The sequence below is a fragment of the Salinivibrio sp. ES.052 genome, from assembly GCF_900141775.1.
Classification (GTDB): domain Bacteria; phylum Pseudomonadota; class Gammaproteobacteria; order Enterobacterales; family Vibrionaceae; genus Salinivibrio.
The window spans coordinates 718,560-736,035 of the sequence record NZ_FSRI01000001.1; the positions used below are offsets into that span (position 1 = coordinate 718,560).

At 49.8% G+C, this 17,476-nt stretch carries 12 protein-coding genes; 6 read left to right on the forward strand and 6 right to left on the reverse strand.

The features are described 5' to 3' along the window. Nucleotides 1–50: 50 nt before the first annotated feature. Together BUQ98_RS03410 and BUQ98_RS03415 are read right to left on the reverse strand one after the other, a co-directional pair. Nucleotides 51–551: a response regulator gene (locus tag BUQ98_RS03410; protein WP_074212497.1), complete on the reverse strand. Its 501-nt coding sequence runs from the start codon at nucleotides 549–551 to the stop codon at nucleotides 51–53. Beyond that, the gene (locus BUQ98_RS03415; protein ID WP_254813868.1) at nucleotides 548–2,638 is read right to left on the reverse strand and encodes an ATP-binding protein; all 2,091 of its coding nucleotides are present in this window, start codon (nucleotides 2,636–2,638) and stop codon (nucleotides 548–550) included. Before BUQ98_RS03415 ends, BUQ98_RS03410 begins: the two co-directional genes overlap by 4 nt. Nucleotides 2,639–2,785: 147 nt before the next feature. On the opposite strand from BUQ98_RS03415, the gene BUQ98_RS03420 reads away from it, so the two are divergent. Continuing rightward, entirely contained in the window at nucleotides 2,786–4,075 is a 1,290-nt protein-coding gene (locus BUQ98_RS03420; RefSeq protein ID WP_074212498.1) for a DUF945 family protein, read from the forward strand. A 64-nt stretch (nucleotides 4,076–4,139) separates the two neighbouring features. Continuing rightward, nucleotides 4,140–4,880 carry a flagellar brake protein gene (locus BUQ98_RS03425; protein ID WP_083605182.1) on the forward strand — a complete coding sequence of 247 codons (741 nt, stop codon included), beginning with the start codon at nucleotides 4,140–4,142 and terminating at the stop codon, nucleotides 4,878–4,880. Nucleotides 4,881–4,972: 92 nt separating this feature from the next. Here BUQ98_RS03425 and BUQ98_RS03430 read toward each other — a convergent pair whose 3' ends face one another. Beyond that, entirely contained in the window at nucleotides 4,973–6,595 is a 1,623-nt protein-coding gene (locus BUQ98_RS03430) for a VRR-NUC domain-containing protein (protein ID WP_074212500.1), read from the reverse strand. 47 nt (nucleotides 6,596–6,642) lie between these two features. On the opposite strand from BUQ98_RS03430, the gene BUQ98_RS03435 reads away from it, so the two are divergent. From BUQ98_RS03435 to BUQ98_RS17015, 3 genes are all read left to right on the forward strand, one after another. Further along, nucleotides 6,643–8,139 (forward strand): phosphatase PAP2 family protein, encoded by a 1,497-nt coding sequence (locus tag BUQ98_RS03435; RefSeq protein WP_074212501.1) that lies wholly within the window; start codon nucleotides 6,643–6,645, stop codon nucleotides 8,137–8,139. A 107-nt stretch (nucleotides 8,140–8,246) separates the two neighbouring features. Next, a complete protein-coding gene (locus BUQ98_RS03440) occupies nucleotides 8,247–11,339 on the forward strand; it encodes a D-2-hydroxyglutarate dehydrogenase YdiJ (RefSeq protein ID WP_074212502.1) in 3,093 nt (1,030 codons plus the stop codon). 69 nt (nucleotides 11,340–11,408) lie between these two features. Then, a complete protein-coding gene (locus BUQ98_RS17015) occupies nucleotides 11,409–11,564 on the forward strand; it encodes a hypothetical protein (RefSeq protein WP_156146643.1) in 156 nt (51 codons plus the stop codon). 99 nt (nucleotides 11,565–11,663) lie between these two features. Here the strand turns inward: BUQ98_RS17015 and BUQ98_RS03445 are convergent, their stop codons facing one another. Together BUQ98_RS03445 and BUQ98_RS03450 are read right to left on the reverse strand one after the other, a co-directional pair. Further along, nucleotides 11,664–13,739 (reverse strand): YgiQ family radical SAM protein, encoded by a 2,076-nt coding sequence (locus BUQ98_RS03445; protein ID WP_254813907.1) that lies wholly within the window; start codon nucleotides 13,737–13,739, stop codon nucleotides 11,664–11,666. Nucleotides 13,740–13,956: 217 nt separating this feature from the next. Then, a complete protein-coding gene (locus BUQ98_RS03450; RefSeq protein ID WP_074212503.1) occupies nucleotides 13,957–14,853 on the reverse strand; it encodes a LysR family transcriptional regulator in 897 nt (298 codons plus the stop codon). 102 nt (nucleotides 14,854–14,955) lie between these two features. On the opposite strand from BUQ98_RS03450, the gene BUQ98_RS03455 reads away from it, so the two are divergent. After that, nucleotides 14,956–16,176, forward strand: a complete 1,221-nt coding sequence (locus BUQ98_RS03455; RefSeq protein WP_074212504.1) for an MFS transporter — start codon at nucleotides 14,956–14,958, stop codon at nucleotides 16,174–16,176. A 22-nt stretch (nucleotides 16,177–16,198) separates the two neighbouring features. Here the strand turns inward: BUQ98_RS03455 and BUQ98_RS03460 are convergent, their stop codons facing one another. Then, entirely contained in the window at nucleotides 16,199–17,221 is a 1,023-nt protein-coding gene (locus tag BUQ98_RS03460; RefSeq protein ID WP_175566278.1) for a GGDEF domain-containing protein, read from the reverse strand. Nucleotides 17,222–17,476 lie beyond the last annotated feature (255 nt).

Genomic DNA, 17,476 nt, shown 5'->3' on the forward strand with positions numbered 1-17,476 from the left:
GCTTTTTTACCGATTTTTGACCTATCGGCTGGTATGAACTGGCTTGGCGACTACTCTGCGCCCATGTCCCACTTGTTTCGGTTGATTGCTTCCACCACTCGCGGCGTGTCCAGCACGCTGGCCCAGGGAAATAAATTGGGTTCATGGGCAACCATATAACTGGTTAACTGATCGGTCACCACGCTCACCAAGGTATCTTTTTGCCAAGGCTTGGCGAGATAGTAGTGCAAATGGGCATGATTAACCGCCGAGACGGTATCCTCAAGCCCGGCCTGACCCGTGAGTAATATCTTGCGTGCTGAAGCGTTTTCAGGCTGGTTAGCCAGCTCAATTAAAAAATCGACCCCTAGCTCACCGGGCATAATATGGTCACACAGAATCAACGCCAACTTGGTGCCTTCTGCGGCCATTTCCGCAATCACTGTTCGCGCTTCTGCCACTGACTCTGCCGCTTCCACCTCAAAATGGTCGGTAAAGCCTTGTAAGCCATCGATCACGCTATCGAGTACATCGCGTTCATCGTCGACACATAAAATTAAATATTGGCTCATACGTGTGGCTCCTTACTGGCAGAGGCGGGGAGTTCAATCGGCAAGGTCACTGTCATTGTAGTGCCGGTACCGGGTTGGGAGTGCACCTGAATATCGCCCCCTTGTTGATGAATGATGGTTTGGCACATGGTCAGGCCAATCCCTAAACCAAAATGGCCTTCTCGCTTGGTGGTGTAATTTAACGCGAACATTTTCTCTTGTTGTTCTTGAGTCATGCCGATGCCGGTATCACTGATGGCCACCTGAATGGTGCCAGACGCTTGGTCGTTAAGGGTTTTCACCGTTACCGTGAGCGTCCCTGGTTCTGGCATGGCATCGATCGCATTAGCGATAAGGTTGGTCCAAACCTGTGCCAATGCCGATGGCTGAGCCACCATATCCGGTACCCAGTCATACTGTTTTTCAAGCTGGTGTGGTTTAAGTTGGTGCTCAAATAAGGTGAGGGTATCGTCGATGCTTTCAATAATGTGGGTGCGCTGGCGTTGCTCGCTGTCTTGGCGGGCATAGGTGCGTAACCCTTTGACCAAGTCGGCAATGCGTGTGGCGCACACATGGTTGGAGCGCAATAAGCGACCGCATCGGGCATATTGTTTCCAGGTGGTGATTTGGGTATCAAAATCGTTACCAAGGCGCCGCTGCCATTGAGCGACGTCGTCTTGCTGATAAAGCCCTATGTTAACCAAATCCCGCGCAAGATGTTTGTCGCCCATGCGTTCGCTTAACGCGCGAGTATGCGCCCGTGCTGTTGCCGTCGATAAAGGTGCCCCGTTACGGTTGTTTTGCAATAATTGTAAGGCTTGTTCTCGGCTGTCAGTGTCTAGCGGTGTTTTTGCCACGTGTTCTAAGGCCTCAGCCAGTGCCTCGCTATTGCGTAAGATTGCGGAGACCGGATTATTCAGCTCATGTGCTACCCCAGCGACTAATTGGCCGAGCAATGCCATTTTTTCTTTTTCGACCAGTTGGCGGTTGGCTTCGTCCAGTGATGCGAGCGTTTGTTGCAATTGGATCTCAGTATCAATGCTGCGTTTTAGGCGTTGATTGAAGTGTAAAAGGAGATACTGGATAAATAGGGGTAACAGCTCGGAGCGGCTGGTCATGATTTTACTAAATAACGGATGGTCGATTTTGATCACTTGCGTACGAGTCAGGGTGCGGCCAGTAGAGAAAGAGACGTCACCAGTGACAAACGACATGCTCCCGATCAAACTGCCGGAGGAGAGAGTAGAGACATGGTGTTCTTGCCCTTCATCATCGGTTTTATAAAGGCCTACCTCGCCGTCGGCAATAAACCACAGAAACGCATTATCTTGATTTTCTTTCGTGAGGACATGATTGGCACTGTAGGTGCGGCAGGCTCGGCTTTCGTCGTTGCCCTCAAAAAATGCGTATAATCCAGCAATGACTCGGTCGGCAATCGCGGTTTTATCGGTCTTAGCAGGGGCGAGCAGTTGTGACTGAAATTGACTTATCTCTCGCTCAACTTGGGCATCTAATAAGGTGCGATGATCCAAAACGTCGGCATAGCGCAATAAATCATGTTGGCAATAGCGTAAGACGTAGGTTGTGAGCTCTTTTTCGGCGACGCGCTGCAATTCATTGGCTCGCCAAGGCTTATGCATACAATAATTTAGCCTTCCTTCATTGACCGCCTGCAAAATAATATCGTATTGCGGCGCATCACTGAGCAAAATGGTACGAGCCCCTTGGCTTGCCGTATAATTATCAACATTCACCAATAAATCGATGCCATGGTTATCACCCGGAATGTTGTGGCAGATCAGCAATGCCACCTGTTGCTTGCTTGCCTCGAAGTCGCTTAGTAAGGCATAGGCATCATCAGGGGTGTCTGCACTGCAAAGATCAAACAAATCACGAAACGGGGCGAGGTCGTGAGATAACTGCTCCACCACGAAAGGATCTTGGTCAATGCACAATATAACGTAAGGGTTCATACACGCTGCCGAACTACCGTAAATATGCGTTGATTGTATGCATTTATCCGCGGCAATGATGCGAAATGGTCGACATTCACGAATAAATACACCGTATTCTGCATGGCGGTACTGTGATACATGCCCTTGCCTCATTAGTGAGAAAGTTCCTTCTTATTATTCATTGTCTATTGACCTGTGCGATGGCTTCCATAACAGTTTGCCTTCACCGTATAACGCGTTATCTTCAGCGCCTAATTTTAGTTACACTATGACTTTTCGCATGCCTGAGGCAAAGAAAACATGTTTTTAGGAAAGTATGGCGCCATCGCAGGGGGGCTTGCGATTGTCGCTTGTTGGCCGTTTGCGACGGGTCAGATCGCACAGTCAATGTATGAGCGAGAAGTGGATCAACGCTCAACCCCAGAATTTACCCTCGAGCAGCAGGCGTATGAACGCGGGTATTTAAGTTCACAGGCGGTCACTCGTATCGAGTTTCAAGGGGAGAGCAAAGCGATGCTCGCGCAGTCGGGCTTGCCAGTTAGCTATGAAATCACCTCAGATATCTCTCACGGTGTGATTGGCGTGTCGTCGAGCAACACATTGGTGATGACGCCCGAGTTGCAAGCGATCACGCAAAAGGCATGGCCAGGTAACCCAACGCCGGTCCGTCTACAATTGGATACCCTTATGACAGGGGCATCTGATTATCACCTTACTGTGGCTCCTTTCTCTCTGTCAGAGGCGAGCAGCAATCTCACTGCGAGTGAGCTAAGTCTAAAAGGCGAAATTGATCGCAAAGGGCATGTTAAAGCGAATTTCTCGTTGCCCGCATTGGCTTTTAATGATGATAGCGGTCAGCAACTCAAAGTGGATAGCGTGTCTGGCACGGGAAATGGCTATTTGCAAGATGGCTTGTGGATTGGTGAGCAGGCGCTATCGATAGAGAAAGCGCATTTCAGTGATATCAGTGGCCAATCATTGAAGCTGGGCCACGTGACGTTAGAGATAGGCAATGAGCTGGTTGAATCTGAATCAACTCGTGAACTGAACAACACCAATCAACTGACCGTGGGAACGATTGCGTTACCGAATAAAACGCAATGGCGCAACTTGGTGGTGGCATTAGATGCTAACCATCTCGATTACAGTGCCATGTCTCAAATTGCACAGCTCTCTTCGCAGTGGCAAGAAGAGGGTGCGACAGTGAGCATGAAAATGCTCGATCAAGCCTTGGTACAATTGTTGCAGTCGGGGCTATCGATTAACTTGTCGCCCGCCAGTTTGACCTTGCCAGAGGGCGATGTCAGCGTGGATATGCACCTGAATCTTAAAGACGGTGATCCTACTGGCGTGTTCAATTTACAGCAGCTGGTGAATCAGGTCTCCGGTGATCTTGATGTGTCTGTACCAAACGGAGTGCTCACTCACTCACCGTGGCAAGAAAAAGTGAGTAACTTGGCCAGTGCAGGGTTTGTCACACAAACGGATGAAAATACTGTACTTACCGCCAAAATAGAGGGAAACCAAGTGGTAGCGTCTGATGGTACAGCGGTGCCATTGGTGCAATTTGTCATGTTTATGCTGATGTAAACGCCCCCCAGGGCACTGACTTGAGAGGCCGGTGCCCATTCACTCATAACAGTAAAAGCGAACGATGATGCAGTCTTTGCCTGAACTGAAGGCCAAAAAATACAAAACTGTCAGAGAAGAGACAGTCATAGGGTTACGTGCCGTGGCGTTTATGAAGCACGGCACCACCACGCAGATACAAATAAAAACCCCAGTAGGGCAAACGTATCGTTGTGAATGTACCTTTATCGGTTTTGATGGCGAGAAGCGCTTGTTCTTTTCACTGCCGACAGAAAACCTCAATCAGGTTAACCAATTTTTTATTGAGGGTTATCGCTTAGCGGTCGATGCCACTTCAGACGAGGGTGAAGGCGCAAAAGTACGGTTTGCTTCTAAGATATCGACCGTGCTTAAGACACCCGTCAATCTGGTCATGGTGGAGTTGCCTCAACAAGCTAAATTGGTACAACAGCGCAAAGACAATCGCTATGAATTAAACGTGAAAGGCGAAGTCCCGATCGATAACCGTCGTTTGCCCGTCAATCTTACCGATATCTCTGCGGGGGGATGTGGGTTTAGCTTTGATGCTATTGCTCCTGTCTTTGAAAAGCACCATCAAATTGCGATTCAAATTCAAGCGCCGGACAGTGATGAGTGCTTTATTTTGAGCGGTCAAGTTGAGAACCGCCAACAAAAATGGGGCATGCAGCGCTATGGCGTCTCGTTTGATCGCGGTGGCCTTAAGCATTGCGCGGCCTTAATTAAACGGCTGGTTTACGATGGTTCACATTACATTTTTAATCCGCAGGTGGAATCGAATGAGTGACAGCGTCACTTTTTAGTGCGCCATTGATGACGTGATAGAGATTGATGGTGCGATAGATAGAACGCCTCCGGATGAGTCGATGGTTAACCGAATCATTCTAGCGGGGTGACATAGGTCACTTTCGCTGGGATGTGATGTTGTAAGAAAAACTGCAGCCAACGTGTTTGGTGTGGCTGCAAAACATCCCCGGGTCCTTTTACCTCTACCCACTGATAATGTGTGCCTTGACACATAAACAGATCGGGATGACCGCGCCGATTATGCTGTCGATCAAATAAAATACGTGCGAAGCAGGCGGTGAGTTGTGACTCAGTCAGTACGCTTAATGCGGCTTCAAGCAGTGGCCATTCAATGACCGACCAGTTAACCCAATCATTGTTGATTCCTTGCTTTTGCTGATAGTGATGTGCCACCCAGTGATGGGCTCTGCCTATTTCAGCGAGGCGCGCATCAATCTGTGATTGCCTCTGAGTGATAAAGTCGTCGCTATAAAGATCGCGTGGCCCGCGCTGAAACGGGTTGAGAAACGCACCGCGAACGGACAAAAACAAAATATCCCAGAAAAATAGCCCAAATAGCGCGTTGAGCAGGCTGTTTTCGCTATACCACACCTGCCAGCCTTGTTGGCGATAATGGTCGGCAACTTCGTTTTCAACACGCTGATTGAGCGGTAAGGTCAAGGTCTGTGTCGGCAGTGCCGGCTGTCTCACTAGCGCTGAAGGAGCCAGGTTACCGAATGTGCGAACGGGCTTTTGTTTCGCCAGGCGATATGCCACATCGAGCTCTTCCTCATCATGTGGGACACGGATCATGGTTGCAATGATGTTTGATGCCGCTTCAATCTCTCCTTGCTTAATCAATATGCGCGCTTGTCGTTCTTGGCTGGGGGGTTGTGTGGTGGTTTGATAGAGCGATAATGCTGTCAATAAGTCACCCTGGCGCTCAAACTCGCGCGCTATACGATTGGCGAGCCGCTGCCGTTTGCGCTCTAACGGAGACCAATCAAACGGCTCGGGTAAGTGGGATTTCAGGGCTAAAATGGCCTCGGGGCGCTTTGCTTTTCGCGCTTGCCAAGCCATTTCATTTAAGGCCGATAAATGGAGCCAATCATCAATGTGTCTCCGGTGTTGGAATAAACGTTCAGCCCGTCGAATCGGATAGGATTCAAATCGTTGGATACCTAACTCAGCCACCACAAACTGGCTGAGATCTTGTCGTGAGTTACCAAAATACAGCAAGAGTAAGACAGCGAGAATGTCAGGGTGGTGACAAACCACGAGAGAATACGGGCTAGTTAGGCTCTCACCATACGTCTCAATAATTGCAGCTTGCCACTGTTTTTTACGGGCACTTTTCGACAAGATCACAGCAGGAAAAGCGGCGATAAGTTGTGATTTGCTAAGCAAGTTGAGTAAGACGTTGGCGGGGGCGCTGTGTGTGATACTCACAAATTTTTGCTCTGCCAGAACGTTAAGTAGTGGCTGCGTCTCTCCAAGTTCGGGGTAGAAGAGGCTCTCGGCCACAAACCAATCATGCCGCCGCATCAGTAATCGGATCAGCAGGCATTGTGCTTTAAAGCTAAGCTGTTGAAAGGTCGTGATCCAGATCCTTTCTTGTTCCGTGAGCAGATCCCAGTCACGTTCAGACACTAAATCCATCAAGCTTTGAAAGTTATGATGGTAATAATAGGGGCTAAGAGGGTCTGGCTGAGTCATCTTTTTCCTTACCTTTCATCAGGACACGCGCATTCAGGAGCCGCCGAATGAAACGGAGTATCATTGCACTATTGTCAGTTTTAATTGGGTTAGTGTCGAGCTGCGCTTTGGCTGAGAATGAGAATACGTTTTCTACCGAGCAAGGGATCGCTGGAGTGGCTTGCATTATTACTGATCCGGCTGGGCGGTTAGTCTTGGTCAAAGACAATGTCACCGGCCGTTATGGCTTACCCGGGGGGCGGGTTAACCTTGCTGAATCACCGACTCGGGCATTAGCGCGCGAAGTGTTTGAGGAAACCGCGATTCGTGTCACCGTGGGCGAGGTGTACCACAAAGACAATCGGGGAGTCTTATTTGCTTGCCAAAGCCAAGCGCCACTGCCGGTGGTGTCGAAAGCTGACGGGACTGGCTTTTTGCCAGTATGGCGTGCACCACACTTTGCCTCAGAAATTGATGAAGCCTATTTAGTCCCTGCCGTTCATGCAGACGATTATCGCTACCGCTTTAACGGCCGAGGGGAACTATTGTGGTCGTTGGCGGCTAAAGCTCCCAGTAGCGATGTGACGGCACTGGCTGATTTTAGTGCCTTAGCTCCGACGTTTTATGTCAGCCAATATGGTTTAGTGACCGGAGTGCAACAAGCGGTGGCGATGATGGGAGACACTGCCAGCGTATTGACTAAGCAGATTTTTAGGCTGGTGAATACCCTTGGGGAAACCGCTTTTTATGTCGCCTTGGTCCCGTTGTTTCTTATTTTTCGCGGCCATAAGTCGGCCCTGTCTCTACTGTTTTTATTGATAAGCGCAGCTGCCGTTTCAACCACATTGAAGACGGGCTTTGCGATGCCTCGACCTTTTTATTTGTGGCCAAATTTACAAATTGGAGAAGCGAGTGGGTTTACGGTACCCAGCGGGCACACTTTGTTGGCGGCGGCGGTCATGACGGCGTGGTATTTAAAGCGCCGAGTGAATGATGGCCCAGCGTACGGATCGTTAGTAATTGCTCTGGGCGTGGTGACCTTGATGGGTCTAAATCGTATGTATCTTGGGGTCCATTTTGCTAGCGACGTCATCATTGGTGCGCTTGTGGGCGCAAGTGTTGCGTGGGCCACGGTCAACATGGATGCGATGACAATCGCAAAGGGGAGGCCGCTACTGACCACGGGCAGAATGTGGCTACTGATTTGTTCTATCCTGGCGCTACTAGCATTGGCATTGAAACTGCCCAATTTAGTCTATCTCGCGGCCTTAGCGGCGGGGGTATATACCGGCCAGGTTTGGCATAAGCTGTTCCCCAGTCATAAACCAGCCACATCCTTTAAGGGTAAGCTATTGACCTTGGCATGGATTTTCTTAGGGGCAGGCGGAATGATTGTCGCGGCTTGGTGTGTCACGCAATTAACGGGTCTGAGTTGGATCGTACTGATTATCGTGTCGATGTCGGCCTGGAGTTTAGGCCCGTGGGTATTAATTGCCAGTCCCGAACTGGCGAAGTGGTCGGGGGCTAGACTCGGCTGGTGTAATGGTGACAAGGATACATGGTGATGAGGATTTACTGGGTGATCGCTTTGGCTGTGCCAAGAGTTAAGGTAAAGTGACAGCACAACAAAAAAATGGCACCAGGCATGGTGATACAGCGCACAGGAACAGCAATGATACCGGCAATACACCCTCAGGCGGGCTTGTCGTCCGCCGTCGTTGATTTTCTCTCCGCGGTACAAGAAGCGGGGTTTCATGGCGATATTGAATCGACTTATGCAAGCCGTCTTGCGGTGGCGACAGACAACAGTGTCTATCAAGCACTGCCTCAAGCCGTTCTCTTCCCTTCTTCCGTTGACGATCTGCAATTGATCGGTCAGACCGTTCAAGCCCCCTCCTTTAGTGAGATTAAATTCTCCCCTCGTGGCGGCGGGACAGGGACCAATGGTCAGTCGCTCACCAAACATGTGGTGGTAGATGTGTCTCGTTATATGAACCAGGTGCTAGAGGTGAACCCTGAGCAAGGCTGGGTACGTGTGCAAGCGGGGGTGATTAAAGATCAACTCAATGATGTGCTGCGGCCGTATGGTTATTTTTTCTCGCCGGACTTATCGACCAGTAACCGTGCCACTGTGGGTGGCATGATTAATACCGATGCATCCGGGCAAGGCTCACTACGCTATGGGAAGACATCGGATCATGTATTGAGTTTAAAAGCGGTATTAATCGATGGCAGTGTACTGGATACCCAACCGCTTAATGCGGAGCAGCTCAACCATGAAATGACGCGAGAGGATCTGTGTGGGCGAGCGCTCGAGACGGTATCATCCGTGTGTCGTGAGCATCGCGATCTTATTACCGATACTTTTCCGCCGCTCAACCGCTTTTTAACCGGCTATGATCTTAAGCATGTTTATGATGACGCGCTCACGGCGTTCGATGTTGGCCGCGTATTATGTGGTGCGGAGGGCTCTCTAGCATTTATCGCCGAGGCTAAGCTCAATATTACGCCGATCCCGACGGTGCGTACTTTGGTGAATATCAAATACGACAGCTTTGATTCGGCATTGCGTAATGCGCCAATGATGGTTGATGCCAAAGCCCTCTCTGTTGAGACCATTGATGCTAAAGTGCTCGATCTGGCACGCAATGACATTGTTTGGCACACCGTCAGTGAGTTGTTGCAAGACGTTCCCGGTAAAACCATGCACGGGATTAATATGGTGGAGTTTGCCGGTAATGATGCTAGCGAAATAGATGCTCAAATTACCGCACTGTGCGAGCAGCTAGATACATTAATGGCGCAGCAACAAAAAGGGGTGATTGGTTACCAGATCTGCCGTGACTTAGTGTCAATTAATAAAATTTACGGCATGCGTAAGAAAGCGGTCGGATTATTGGGGGCAACCAAGGGAAAAGCCAAACCCGTTGCATTTACCGAAGATACCTGTGTGCCACCGGAAAACTTAGCTGACTTTATTGCCGAGTTTCGGACATTACTGGATAGCCATCAGCTGCATTATGGCATGTTTGGTCATGTAGATGCGGGGGTGTTGCATGTACGCCCTGCGCTGGATCTTTGCGATCCTGAGCAAGAGAAGGTGATGAAAACGCTCTCTGATCAAGTGGTAGCGCTGGTGGCGAAATACGGTGGCTTAATGTGGGGCGAGCATGGTAAAGGCTATCGCTCTGAGTATGGTCCCGCTTTTTTTGGCGACACCTTATTCACTCAGCTACGGCGTGTTAAAGCCGCCTTTGATCCACAAAATCGGATGAATCCCGGTAAGATTTGCACACCAATTAATAGCGACGATAACTTGGTTAAAGTCAACGACACCAAGCGCGGCTTTTATGATCGCCAGATCCCAGTCGAAGTGCGCGATAGCTTTAAAGGGGCGATGGAGTGTAATGGTAACGGACTGTGTTTTAACTATGACACAGCTTCACCCATGTGTCCGTCGATGAAGGTGAGTTACGATCGCCGTCATTCACCCAAAGGGCGTGCGGGGATAGTGCGCGAGTGGCTACGTTTGCTGGCTGAACAAGGTGTGGATCCTTTGGATGTTGAGCAAACCTTAATGACGCAATCCCCTTCGGTGCGCGAGGTGATGGCTAAGTTTGGTCGTTATTTTACCCGACGCAAAGAGGTGGATGATTTTAGTCATGAGGTGATGGAAGCCATGAGCGGCTGCTTGGCCTGTAAGGCCTGTGCCAGCCAGTGTCCGATTAAAGTCGATGTCCCAAGCTTTCGTTCGCGCTTTATGCAGCTTTATTACAGCCGCTATCCGCGCCCGATAAAAGATCATTTGGTTGCTAACATCGAGACGTTACTGCCATTCATGGCTAAAGCGCCGACGTTAGTCAATGCGGTCACTCAGCCGCAGTGGGCGCAAGGTATGACCGCGAGTTGGATTGGCTACACAGATACGCCAGCGTTGTCTGTGCCGACATTGAGGCAATCGCTAGCTGGTGATCATGCACTCAAATTTGATCTGGCTTGGTTACACGCGCTGTCCGCACAGGAGCGTGAAAACTATGTATTGATTGTGCAAGACCCCTTTACCAGCTTTTATGAAGCGCCGTTGCTCCAAGACTTGGTTAAACTTGCGCGTCAATTGGGCAAAGTGCCGATGCTGGTGCCGTTTAAACCTAACGGTAAAGCACAGCATGTAAAAGGGTTTTTGCGTCGCTTTGCACAGACGGCACGTAACACTGCGGGCTTTTTGAATCAATTAGCGGGACTGAATATTCCGATGGTGGGTGTCGATCCTGCTTTGGTTTTGTGTTACCGCGATGAGTATCAAGAAGTGTTGGGCCGTCACCGAGGCAGCTTTAATGTTCAATTGAGCCATGAATGGCTCACCAGTGTGATCCCCAATTTATCAGTGCAGCCAGATAGAGAAGTAGATCCTTGGTATTTATTCGGCCATTGCACGGAGAAAACGCAGTTACCGCACGCTGAACAACAGTGGGTTAATTTGTTTGCACACTTTGGTGCGGTGTTGAAACCCGTCTCTGTGGGTTGCTGTGGTATGGCGGGGACGTATGGCCACGAAGCCGATAAGCGCGCTACCTCAGAGGCGATCTATGATTTAAGTTGGTCGCCCTTGTTAGCCGATCTCCCGGCAGAGCGTGTTTTGGCGACGGGGTATTCGTGCCGTAGCCAAGTGAAGCGGTTTAGCGATACTGCATTGTTCCATCCATTGCAGGTGCTGTTACGACTGGCTTATACGGCGACTGATCGTGTGGACGCGGACAACGTATAAATTAAAGTATTGCACCTTTGTTCGTTTCGCGTACAGTAAAATAAACAGCTAAAAGCTAAGGCAAAACAAATGCTTAAAACGATTGTGATCATCTTATTGGTTTTACTCGGTATTACTGCCGCGCAATACCTGGATGAGGGCACGCAGAAGAAAATCGCTTGGGTGATTGGAGCCATTGCGGGCGTGCTTGCGTTAGGCGTCATCGGTGTAGAATTGTTTCGTTAGCCTATTATTAGCCGGACGGCCAATAAAGCAGCGCTGATCAAATCAAAAACGCCCCGCAATGGGGCGTTTTTTAGTGAGGGAGAGTGCCGATAGCCGAGGTTATGCGCGTTTCCCTCGTCGTTTTGCACTATGACTGGCGCCTTTATTGGGACTTGGGCGGCGGATATCTGGCTGCTTGGGATGCTTAGTCGCAAAGCGCTGGGTCCCGTGGCGTCCTGAACGGCGCTGGCGACCCGTTTTTTCCTGTGTATCTTCGGCCGGGATCAAGCATTTTGGCCCATCACCAATCAAGTGCCCTTTGCCCATCTGTGCCAAGGCTTGGCGGATCATCGGCCAGTTAGCTGGATCATGATAACGCAATAGCGCTTTATGCAAGCGACGTTGGCGTTCCCCTTTTGCAACGGTGAGTGCCTCACGCTTTTTGTAGCGCACCCGTTTAAGCGGGTTGGTCTCGGAGTGATACATCGCGGTGGCGTTGCACATCGGCGACGGATAAAAGTTTTGTACTTGATCGCACTCGAAGTCGTTTTCTTTGAGCCAACAAGCAAGGTGGACCATATCCTCGTCGGTACAGCCGGGGTGAGCAGCAATAAAGTACGGGATCAAATACTGCTTTTTACCTGCTTCCTTACTGTATTTCTCAAATAGTGCCTTAAAGCGATCGTACGCCCCCATGCCCGGCTTCATCATTAAATCGAGGGTATTTTTCTCGGTATGTTCAGGGGCAATTTTAAGGTAGCCGCCAACGTGATGCGTGACCAATTCTTTGACATACTCGGGCGACTCTATTGCCAAATCGTACCGCACCCCAGATGCAATCAATACTTTTTTAATCCCTTCGACCTGACGGGCTTTGCGATAGAGATCAATGGTATGGCGATGATCGGTATTGAGTTTGTCACAAATTTTAGGAAATACGCAGGAGGGGCGACGGCAGTTACGCTCGGCTTTGGGATCGGCACAGCCTAATCGATACATATTCGCGGTTGGGCCACCTAAGTCAGAAATAGTGCCGGTAAAGCCAGGGACTTTGTCGCGGATATCCTTTAATTCTTCGATGATAGATGCTTGTGAGCGGTTTTGAATGATACGGCCTTCGTGCTCCGTGATAGAACAGAACGAGCACCCCCCAAAGCAGCCACGCATGATATTCACGGAGGTTTTAATCATGTCGTAGGCTGGGATTTTTGCCTTGCCATATTTCGGATGCGGGACTCGTGCATAAGGGAGCCCAAAGACATAGTCCATCTCTTCGGTGTTCAGGGGCACCGGTGGTGGGTTAATCCAGAGCAATTGGTCACCGTGCTGCTGGACAAGTGCGCGTGCTGAATAGGGATTGGCTTCTAAATGCATCACCCGACTGGCGTGCGCATACAAAATGCGATCGTTTTTTAGCTTTTCAAACGAAGGGAGGCGGACAAAGGTGTTTTTGGCGTCGTGCCGTGATGGCCTAATGGTCACCGGTTTTGCCGTGTTCGGTTCGGCCTTCTTGCTGGTTTCGCACTGAGTATCGGTCGCGTAGGGGTTGGGCATTGTCATGCTCTTACCCGGCTTATCGATACGGGTTGAGTCCACTTCCACCATCGCTTCTGGTGGTGTTTTCATCATCACTGCGGTCCCCGCTATGCGGGTCATATTCGCCAGTGAGTCACCCCGTGACAAACGGTGGGCGACTTCAATCAAGGCGCGTTCAGCGTTACCAAACAATAAGATATCGGCCTTGGCATCACATAACACCGACCGGCGGACTTTATCCGACCAATAATCGTAATGGGCCAGACGGCGAAGACTGGCTTCGATGCCACCCAGAACGATAGGTGTTTGCTTGTACGCTTCACGGCAGCGTTGTGAGTATACTAAAACGGCACGGTCTGGGCGTTTTCCGCCTTCATTGTTGGGGGTATAGGCATCATCATGGCGCAGTTTACGATCCGCCGTATAACGGTTGATCATCGAGTCCATGTTGCCGGCGGTGACACCAAAGAACAGGTTAGGCTCACCGAGTGCCATAAAGTCTTCTTTACTTTGCCAGTTGGGCTGCGAAATGATCCCAACACGAAAACCCTGAGCTTCCAGCGTGCGGCCAATCACTGCCATGCCAAAGCTGGGATGATCGACATAAGCGTCGCCCGTGACAATAATGATGTCGCAGCTATCCCAACCAAGAATCTCCATTTCTTCTCGGCTGGTGGGCAGGAAGGGCGCAGGTCCAAAACACGCGGCCCAGTAAGGGGTATAGTCATAGATAGCAATCGGTGTCACGTCATCGTCTCTTGGTCAGCCCAACACACCGATGAGGTATACCATCAACATGCCAGAGTGGGCGATAAATCAGCTGGCGATTTTAGCGAGATTCCTGCATTGAGTATAGGGATAAATCGTGGGGAGCTGGTCAGGACCGCGTCGACGGGTTAGCCGACGGATTGTGTTGTTGCACATAATCAATAAAGGCGCGATCAGCGAGGGATAAGTAACCGTTTTTGCGCCATGCGATAGAAATATCTAGCTTGATGGGCTGAGTGAAAGGGATCCCCACAATGCCACTTTCATGTTCGGTGACCATATCGAGCAATGCGCTAATCGCAAACCCGTGACGGACAATGTTCAAAATCATCGCCAATAAGTTGGTTTCCAGTGAAAGCTTAGGCGTCATCGCATGTGTGTCGCAGACTTGATCTAAATAATCGCGATGGAAATAGCCAGGACGGAACATGATTAATTCATGATCGAAAAAGGTTTGATAGTCGAGGGTATGATGTGCGGCGAGCGCATGATCGGTTGCGACGACAGCCACCATCTGTGAGGAAATTAAATGGGTGGTTTCTAGTGAATCGGGCACGTCTCTATCATTGATCACAGCCAGATCGAGCTCACCGTCGAGTAGCATTTGTCGCAGAGAGTGGGTGCCGGCCTCAACTACCGTGAGTTTTAGCGCGGGGTAGCGGCAACGAAACCCCATCAGCAACTCTGGGAAAAAGTAGGATCCTAGCATACCTGGAACACCAATACGGACTTCACCTTTTTGTAGGCCTTTTAGCTCATCCATGGCGGTGGCGGTATCTTGCATTTGTTGTACCACGCGGTACGCATGCTGGACTAATACTTGACCTTCTTGGGTTAACTGTATTCGCTTTTCTCCACGGACAAACAGTGGCATGGCAAGCTGATTTTCGAGTTTTTTGATCGCAATACTGAGTGCGGGCTGGGCGATATGAAGACGCTGAGCGGCCAGAGTAAAGCTCTCTTCTTCTGCCACGGCAATCACATAACGCAGTTGTTTAATATCCATTGTGTATATTAAATTTATATGAATAAGATAAATTTAATATATTTTATTAATCATATAGTCATTGCTAGCATGATCACATCTTGACTAAACAATGAGGTTGTCATGATTGAGCTTGGCTCATCACGTTATCGGCTGACGGCATTTGCGCTTGCCTTTGGGTCTTTCCTTATTTTTTGTAACCTCTACCTTTTTCAACCTATGTTGCCAGTGTTTGCCGCCAGTGATGGGGTCAGTGAAACTCGAGCGAACTGGTTATTGGCGGCGGCCACGCTGGGTTTATCTTTCTCCTTGGTGCCTTGGGCTGTCTTGTCTGAACGCATTGGACGTCGCCCGGTGATGCTGGTCAGTCTATGGATGTTGCCGATGGTGGGGCTTGCTACGGCGAGTACCACATCCTTTTGGTTCATTGTTCTGTTACGGGCATTAATGGGCCTATCGCTGGGCGGTTTTGCGGCAGTGGCAGTGGCCTATATGGCGGAGGAGTTTTCACCCAAGGCTCTGGCGATCGCCGTGGGAGGCTATATCAGTGCGAATTCACTGGGTGGCATTTCTGGCCGTGTCGCAGGAGGAGTCATGACAGATTGGTGGGGCTGGCAGGGAGCAGTATTCGCGATGGCTGCCTTTACCCTTGTTGGGGTCATATGTGTGACGAAGCTGTTACCACGTCAACGTTATTTCTCACCAGGTAATACCTCTTTACTTACCCATTCCCGCGGGGTGTTATCCCATCTACGAACCCCAAAATTGTGGTTAGCGATGTTGATCGGTGGGATCAACTTCGCGCTATTCGTCAACTTGTTCTCGGTCATGGCATTTCGCCTTGTTGCACCGCCTTATCAGTTGCCAGTGAGTTTGGTGTCATCGGTCTTCTTTTGCTATCTCGCTGGCACGGTGACCTCACGGCTCAGTGGTCGTTGGGTGCTAAAATATGGCGCGATGAGGGGGATGGCATTTGGCACACTTGTTGCGATGCTGGGAGTATTGGTCACATTAAATAGCACCGTACTCTGGATGATTGTGGGGTTATTGATAGTGAGTGGTGGTGCTTTCTTCACTCATTCGCTCGCCTATGGCTGGGTGAGTCGCCAAGCTGCGCACGGTAAGGCGACGGCCACAGCCTTGTATCTGGTGCATTATTATATTGGTGGGAGTGCGGGTGGTTTTTATCTGATCGCTGCTTGGCAACACTATGCGTGGTACGGCGTTGTAGCCGCAGCGCTAGCCCTCGGAGTGGTTTTACTCGTGCTGGTGTTTGGCTTGTCACGTACCGCCCGACGAAGCCGAGCCACTCAGGGACAACAGCATGTGGTGGCTTCGTCATAAAGGTGATGGGGAAAGCAAAATGTTAGAGCGATGTTTCGGCTGGCATATCGATATTGTCACGGCTCACTGAGTGTCGTGCATCAAAACCGGATTGTTGGCCAGGTTGGTAGGCACGTATACAATTTCTGCCCTCGGCCTTCGCTTGATAAAGCGCGCCATCGGCCCGCTCAATCAATGATGAGAGTGTATCCCCTGGTTGGAATGTTGAAATGCCTATTGATGCTGTCACTTTAAGTGGGGTTCGGCTTTCATCAATCAACACATCCATTGCTCTGATTTCTTCGAGTAAGCGATCAGCAATTTGAGCGGTGACTTCACCACTGCATTTAGGGAGAAACACGATAAACTCTTCCCCGCCAAAGCGACCGAAAATATCTGATTTCCTCAATCGCTCTTGGACGGTACGAGTGAATGCCTGTAAGACGACGTCGCCAGCGTAATGGCCCCATTTATCGTTGATTCGCTTAAATTTATCCAAGTCGAGTAATAAGACCGAAAAAGGTGAATGCCTTTCCTCACTGATGGCAAGCGCGCGCATGGCCAGTTGTAATAGCATCCGACGGTTATAGATCCCTGTTAATGGGTCAAGCGTTGCTTGTCGATATAGGCGTAGGATCATATGTAACTGCGAAAGCTGAGACCATAGCACCATCAATGCGATCACGGTTTGCAGCCAATACGAGGCTATATTATCGGGGCTGGTCATGGTGCTACTGAACGAATCGACCCACAAATGACAAACGAGGGTGATGGTCATCAGTGACAAGCTCTCACGCATTGTCAGAGGGAAGATGGTGAGCATGACGATTTGAATAATGGGCAGCAAAGTATAGCTATAAGAGAACGCAGTGTTCTCGGTTGGAAAGCCTAGAGTATGGCTCGCAGAAAAATAGAAGGCATTGGTGGCCAGGACCATTGCGACAAGGCCGAGTTTGGCCGATTTGAGATTGTTTGATCGATAAACTGAATACCCAATGGTGATGAGTACCCCAGCTAATACGAGTCTCTGCAATGAAAGCTGTGCAGCAGCAGTTGTGTCAGACATAAAAATAAAATCAGCGAGGGACCATGCAACAGTAAGAGCAGCCCACACATAACACAGTACACACAAGCGACTACGTAAATAGGTACTACGAGTATTATTAAAACTATTGGCGTGTTTTTTTGCGCTCCACAGCTCAAGGAATGAGATTTGGAGCTTATATATAATGTGGCCTAAGGTTTCGCTCATTATTGCACCCATTGTCCTTCTTGTTTGTGCAAAGGTTCCAGTTGCTTGTGCCGCTTTGCTATCATTGCG

Excerpts from the sequence above, each read along its gene's own strand:
- BUQ98_RS03455 (WP_074212504.1), top strand. The coding sequence starts at position 14,956 with ATGATTGAGCTTGGCTCATCACGTTATCGGCTGACGGCATTTGCGCTT.
- BUQ98_RS03415 (WP_254813868.1), bottom strand. The coding sequence starts at position 2,638 with ATGAGGCAAGGGCATGTATCACAGTACCGCCATGCAGAATACGGTGTA.
- BUQ98_RS03410 (WP_074212497.1), bottom strand. The coding sequence starts at position 551 with ATGAGCCAATATTTAATTTTATGTGTCGACGATGAACGCGATGTACTC.
- BUQ98_RS03445 (WP_254813907.1), bottom strand. The coding sequence starts at position 13,739 with ATGGAGATTCTTGGTTGGGATAGCTGCGACATCATTATTGTCACGGGC.
- BUQ98_RS03435 (WP_074212501.1), top strand. The coding sequence starts at position 6,643 with ATGAAACGGAGTATCATTGCACTATTGTCAGTTTTAATTGGGTTAGTG.
- BUQ98_RS03430 (WP_074212500.1), bottom strand. The coding sequence starts at position 6,595 with ATGACTCAGCCAGACCCTCTTAGCCCCTATTATTACCATCATAACTTT.
- BUQ98_RS17015 (WP_156146643.1), top strand. The coding sequence starts at position 11,409 with ATGCTTAAAACGATTGTGATCATCTTATTGGTTTTACTCGGTATTACT.
- BUQ98_RS03450 (WP_074212503.1), bottom strand. The coding sequence starts at position 14,853 with ATGGATATTAAACAACTGCGTTATGTGATTGCCGTGGCAGAAGAAGAG.
- BUQ98_RS03440 (WP_074212502.1), top strand. The coding sequence starts at position 8,247 with ATGATACCGGCAATACACCCTCAGGCGGGCTTGTCGTCCGCCGTCGTT.
- BUQ98_RS03460 (WP_175566278.1), bottom strand. The coding sequence starts at position 17,221 with ATGTCTGACACAACTGCTGCTGCACAGCTTTCATTGCAGAGACTCGTA.
- BUQ98_RS03425 (WP_083605182.1), top strand. The coding sequence starts at position 4,140 with ATGATGCAGTCTTTGCCTGAACTGAAGGCCAAAAAATACAAAACTGTC.
- BUQ98_RS03420 (WP_074212498.1), top strand. The coding sequence starts at position 2,786 with ATGTTTTTAGGAAAGTATGGCGCCATCGCAGGGGGGCTTGCGATTGTC.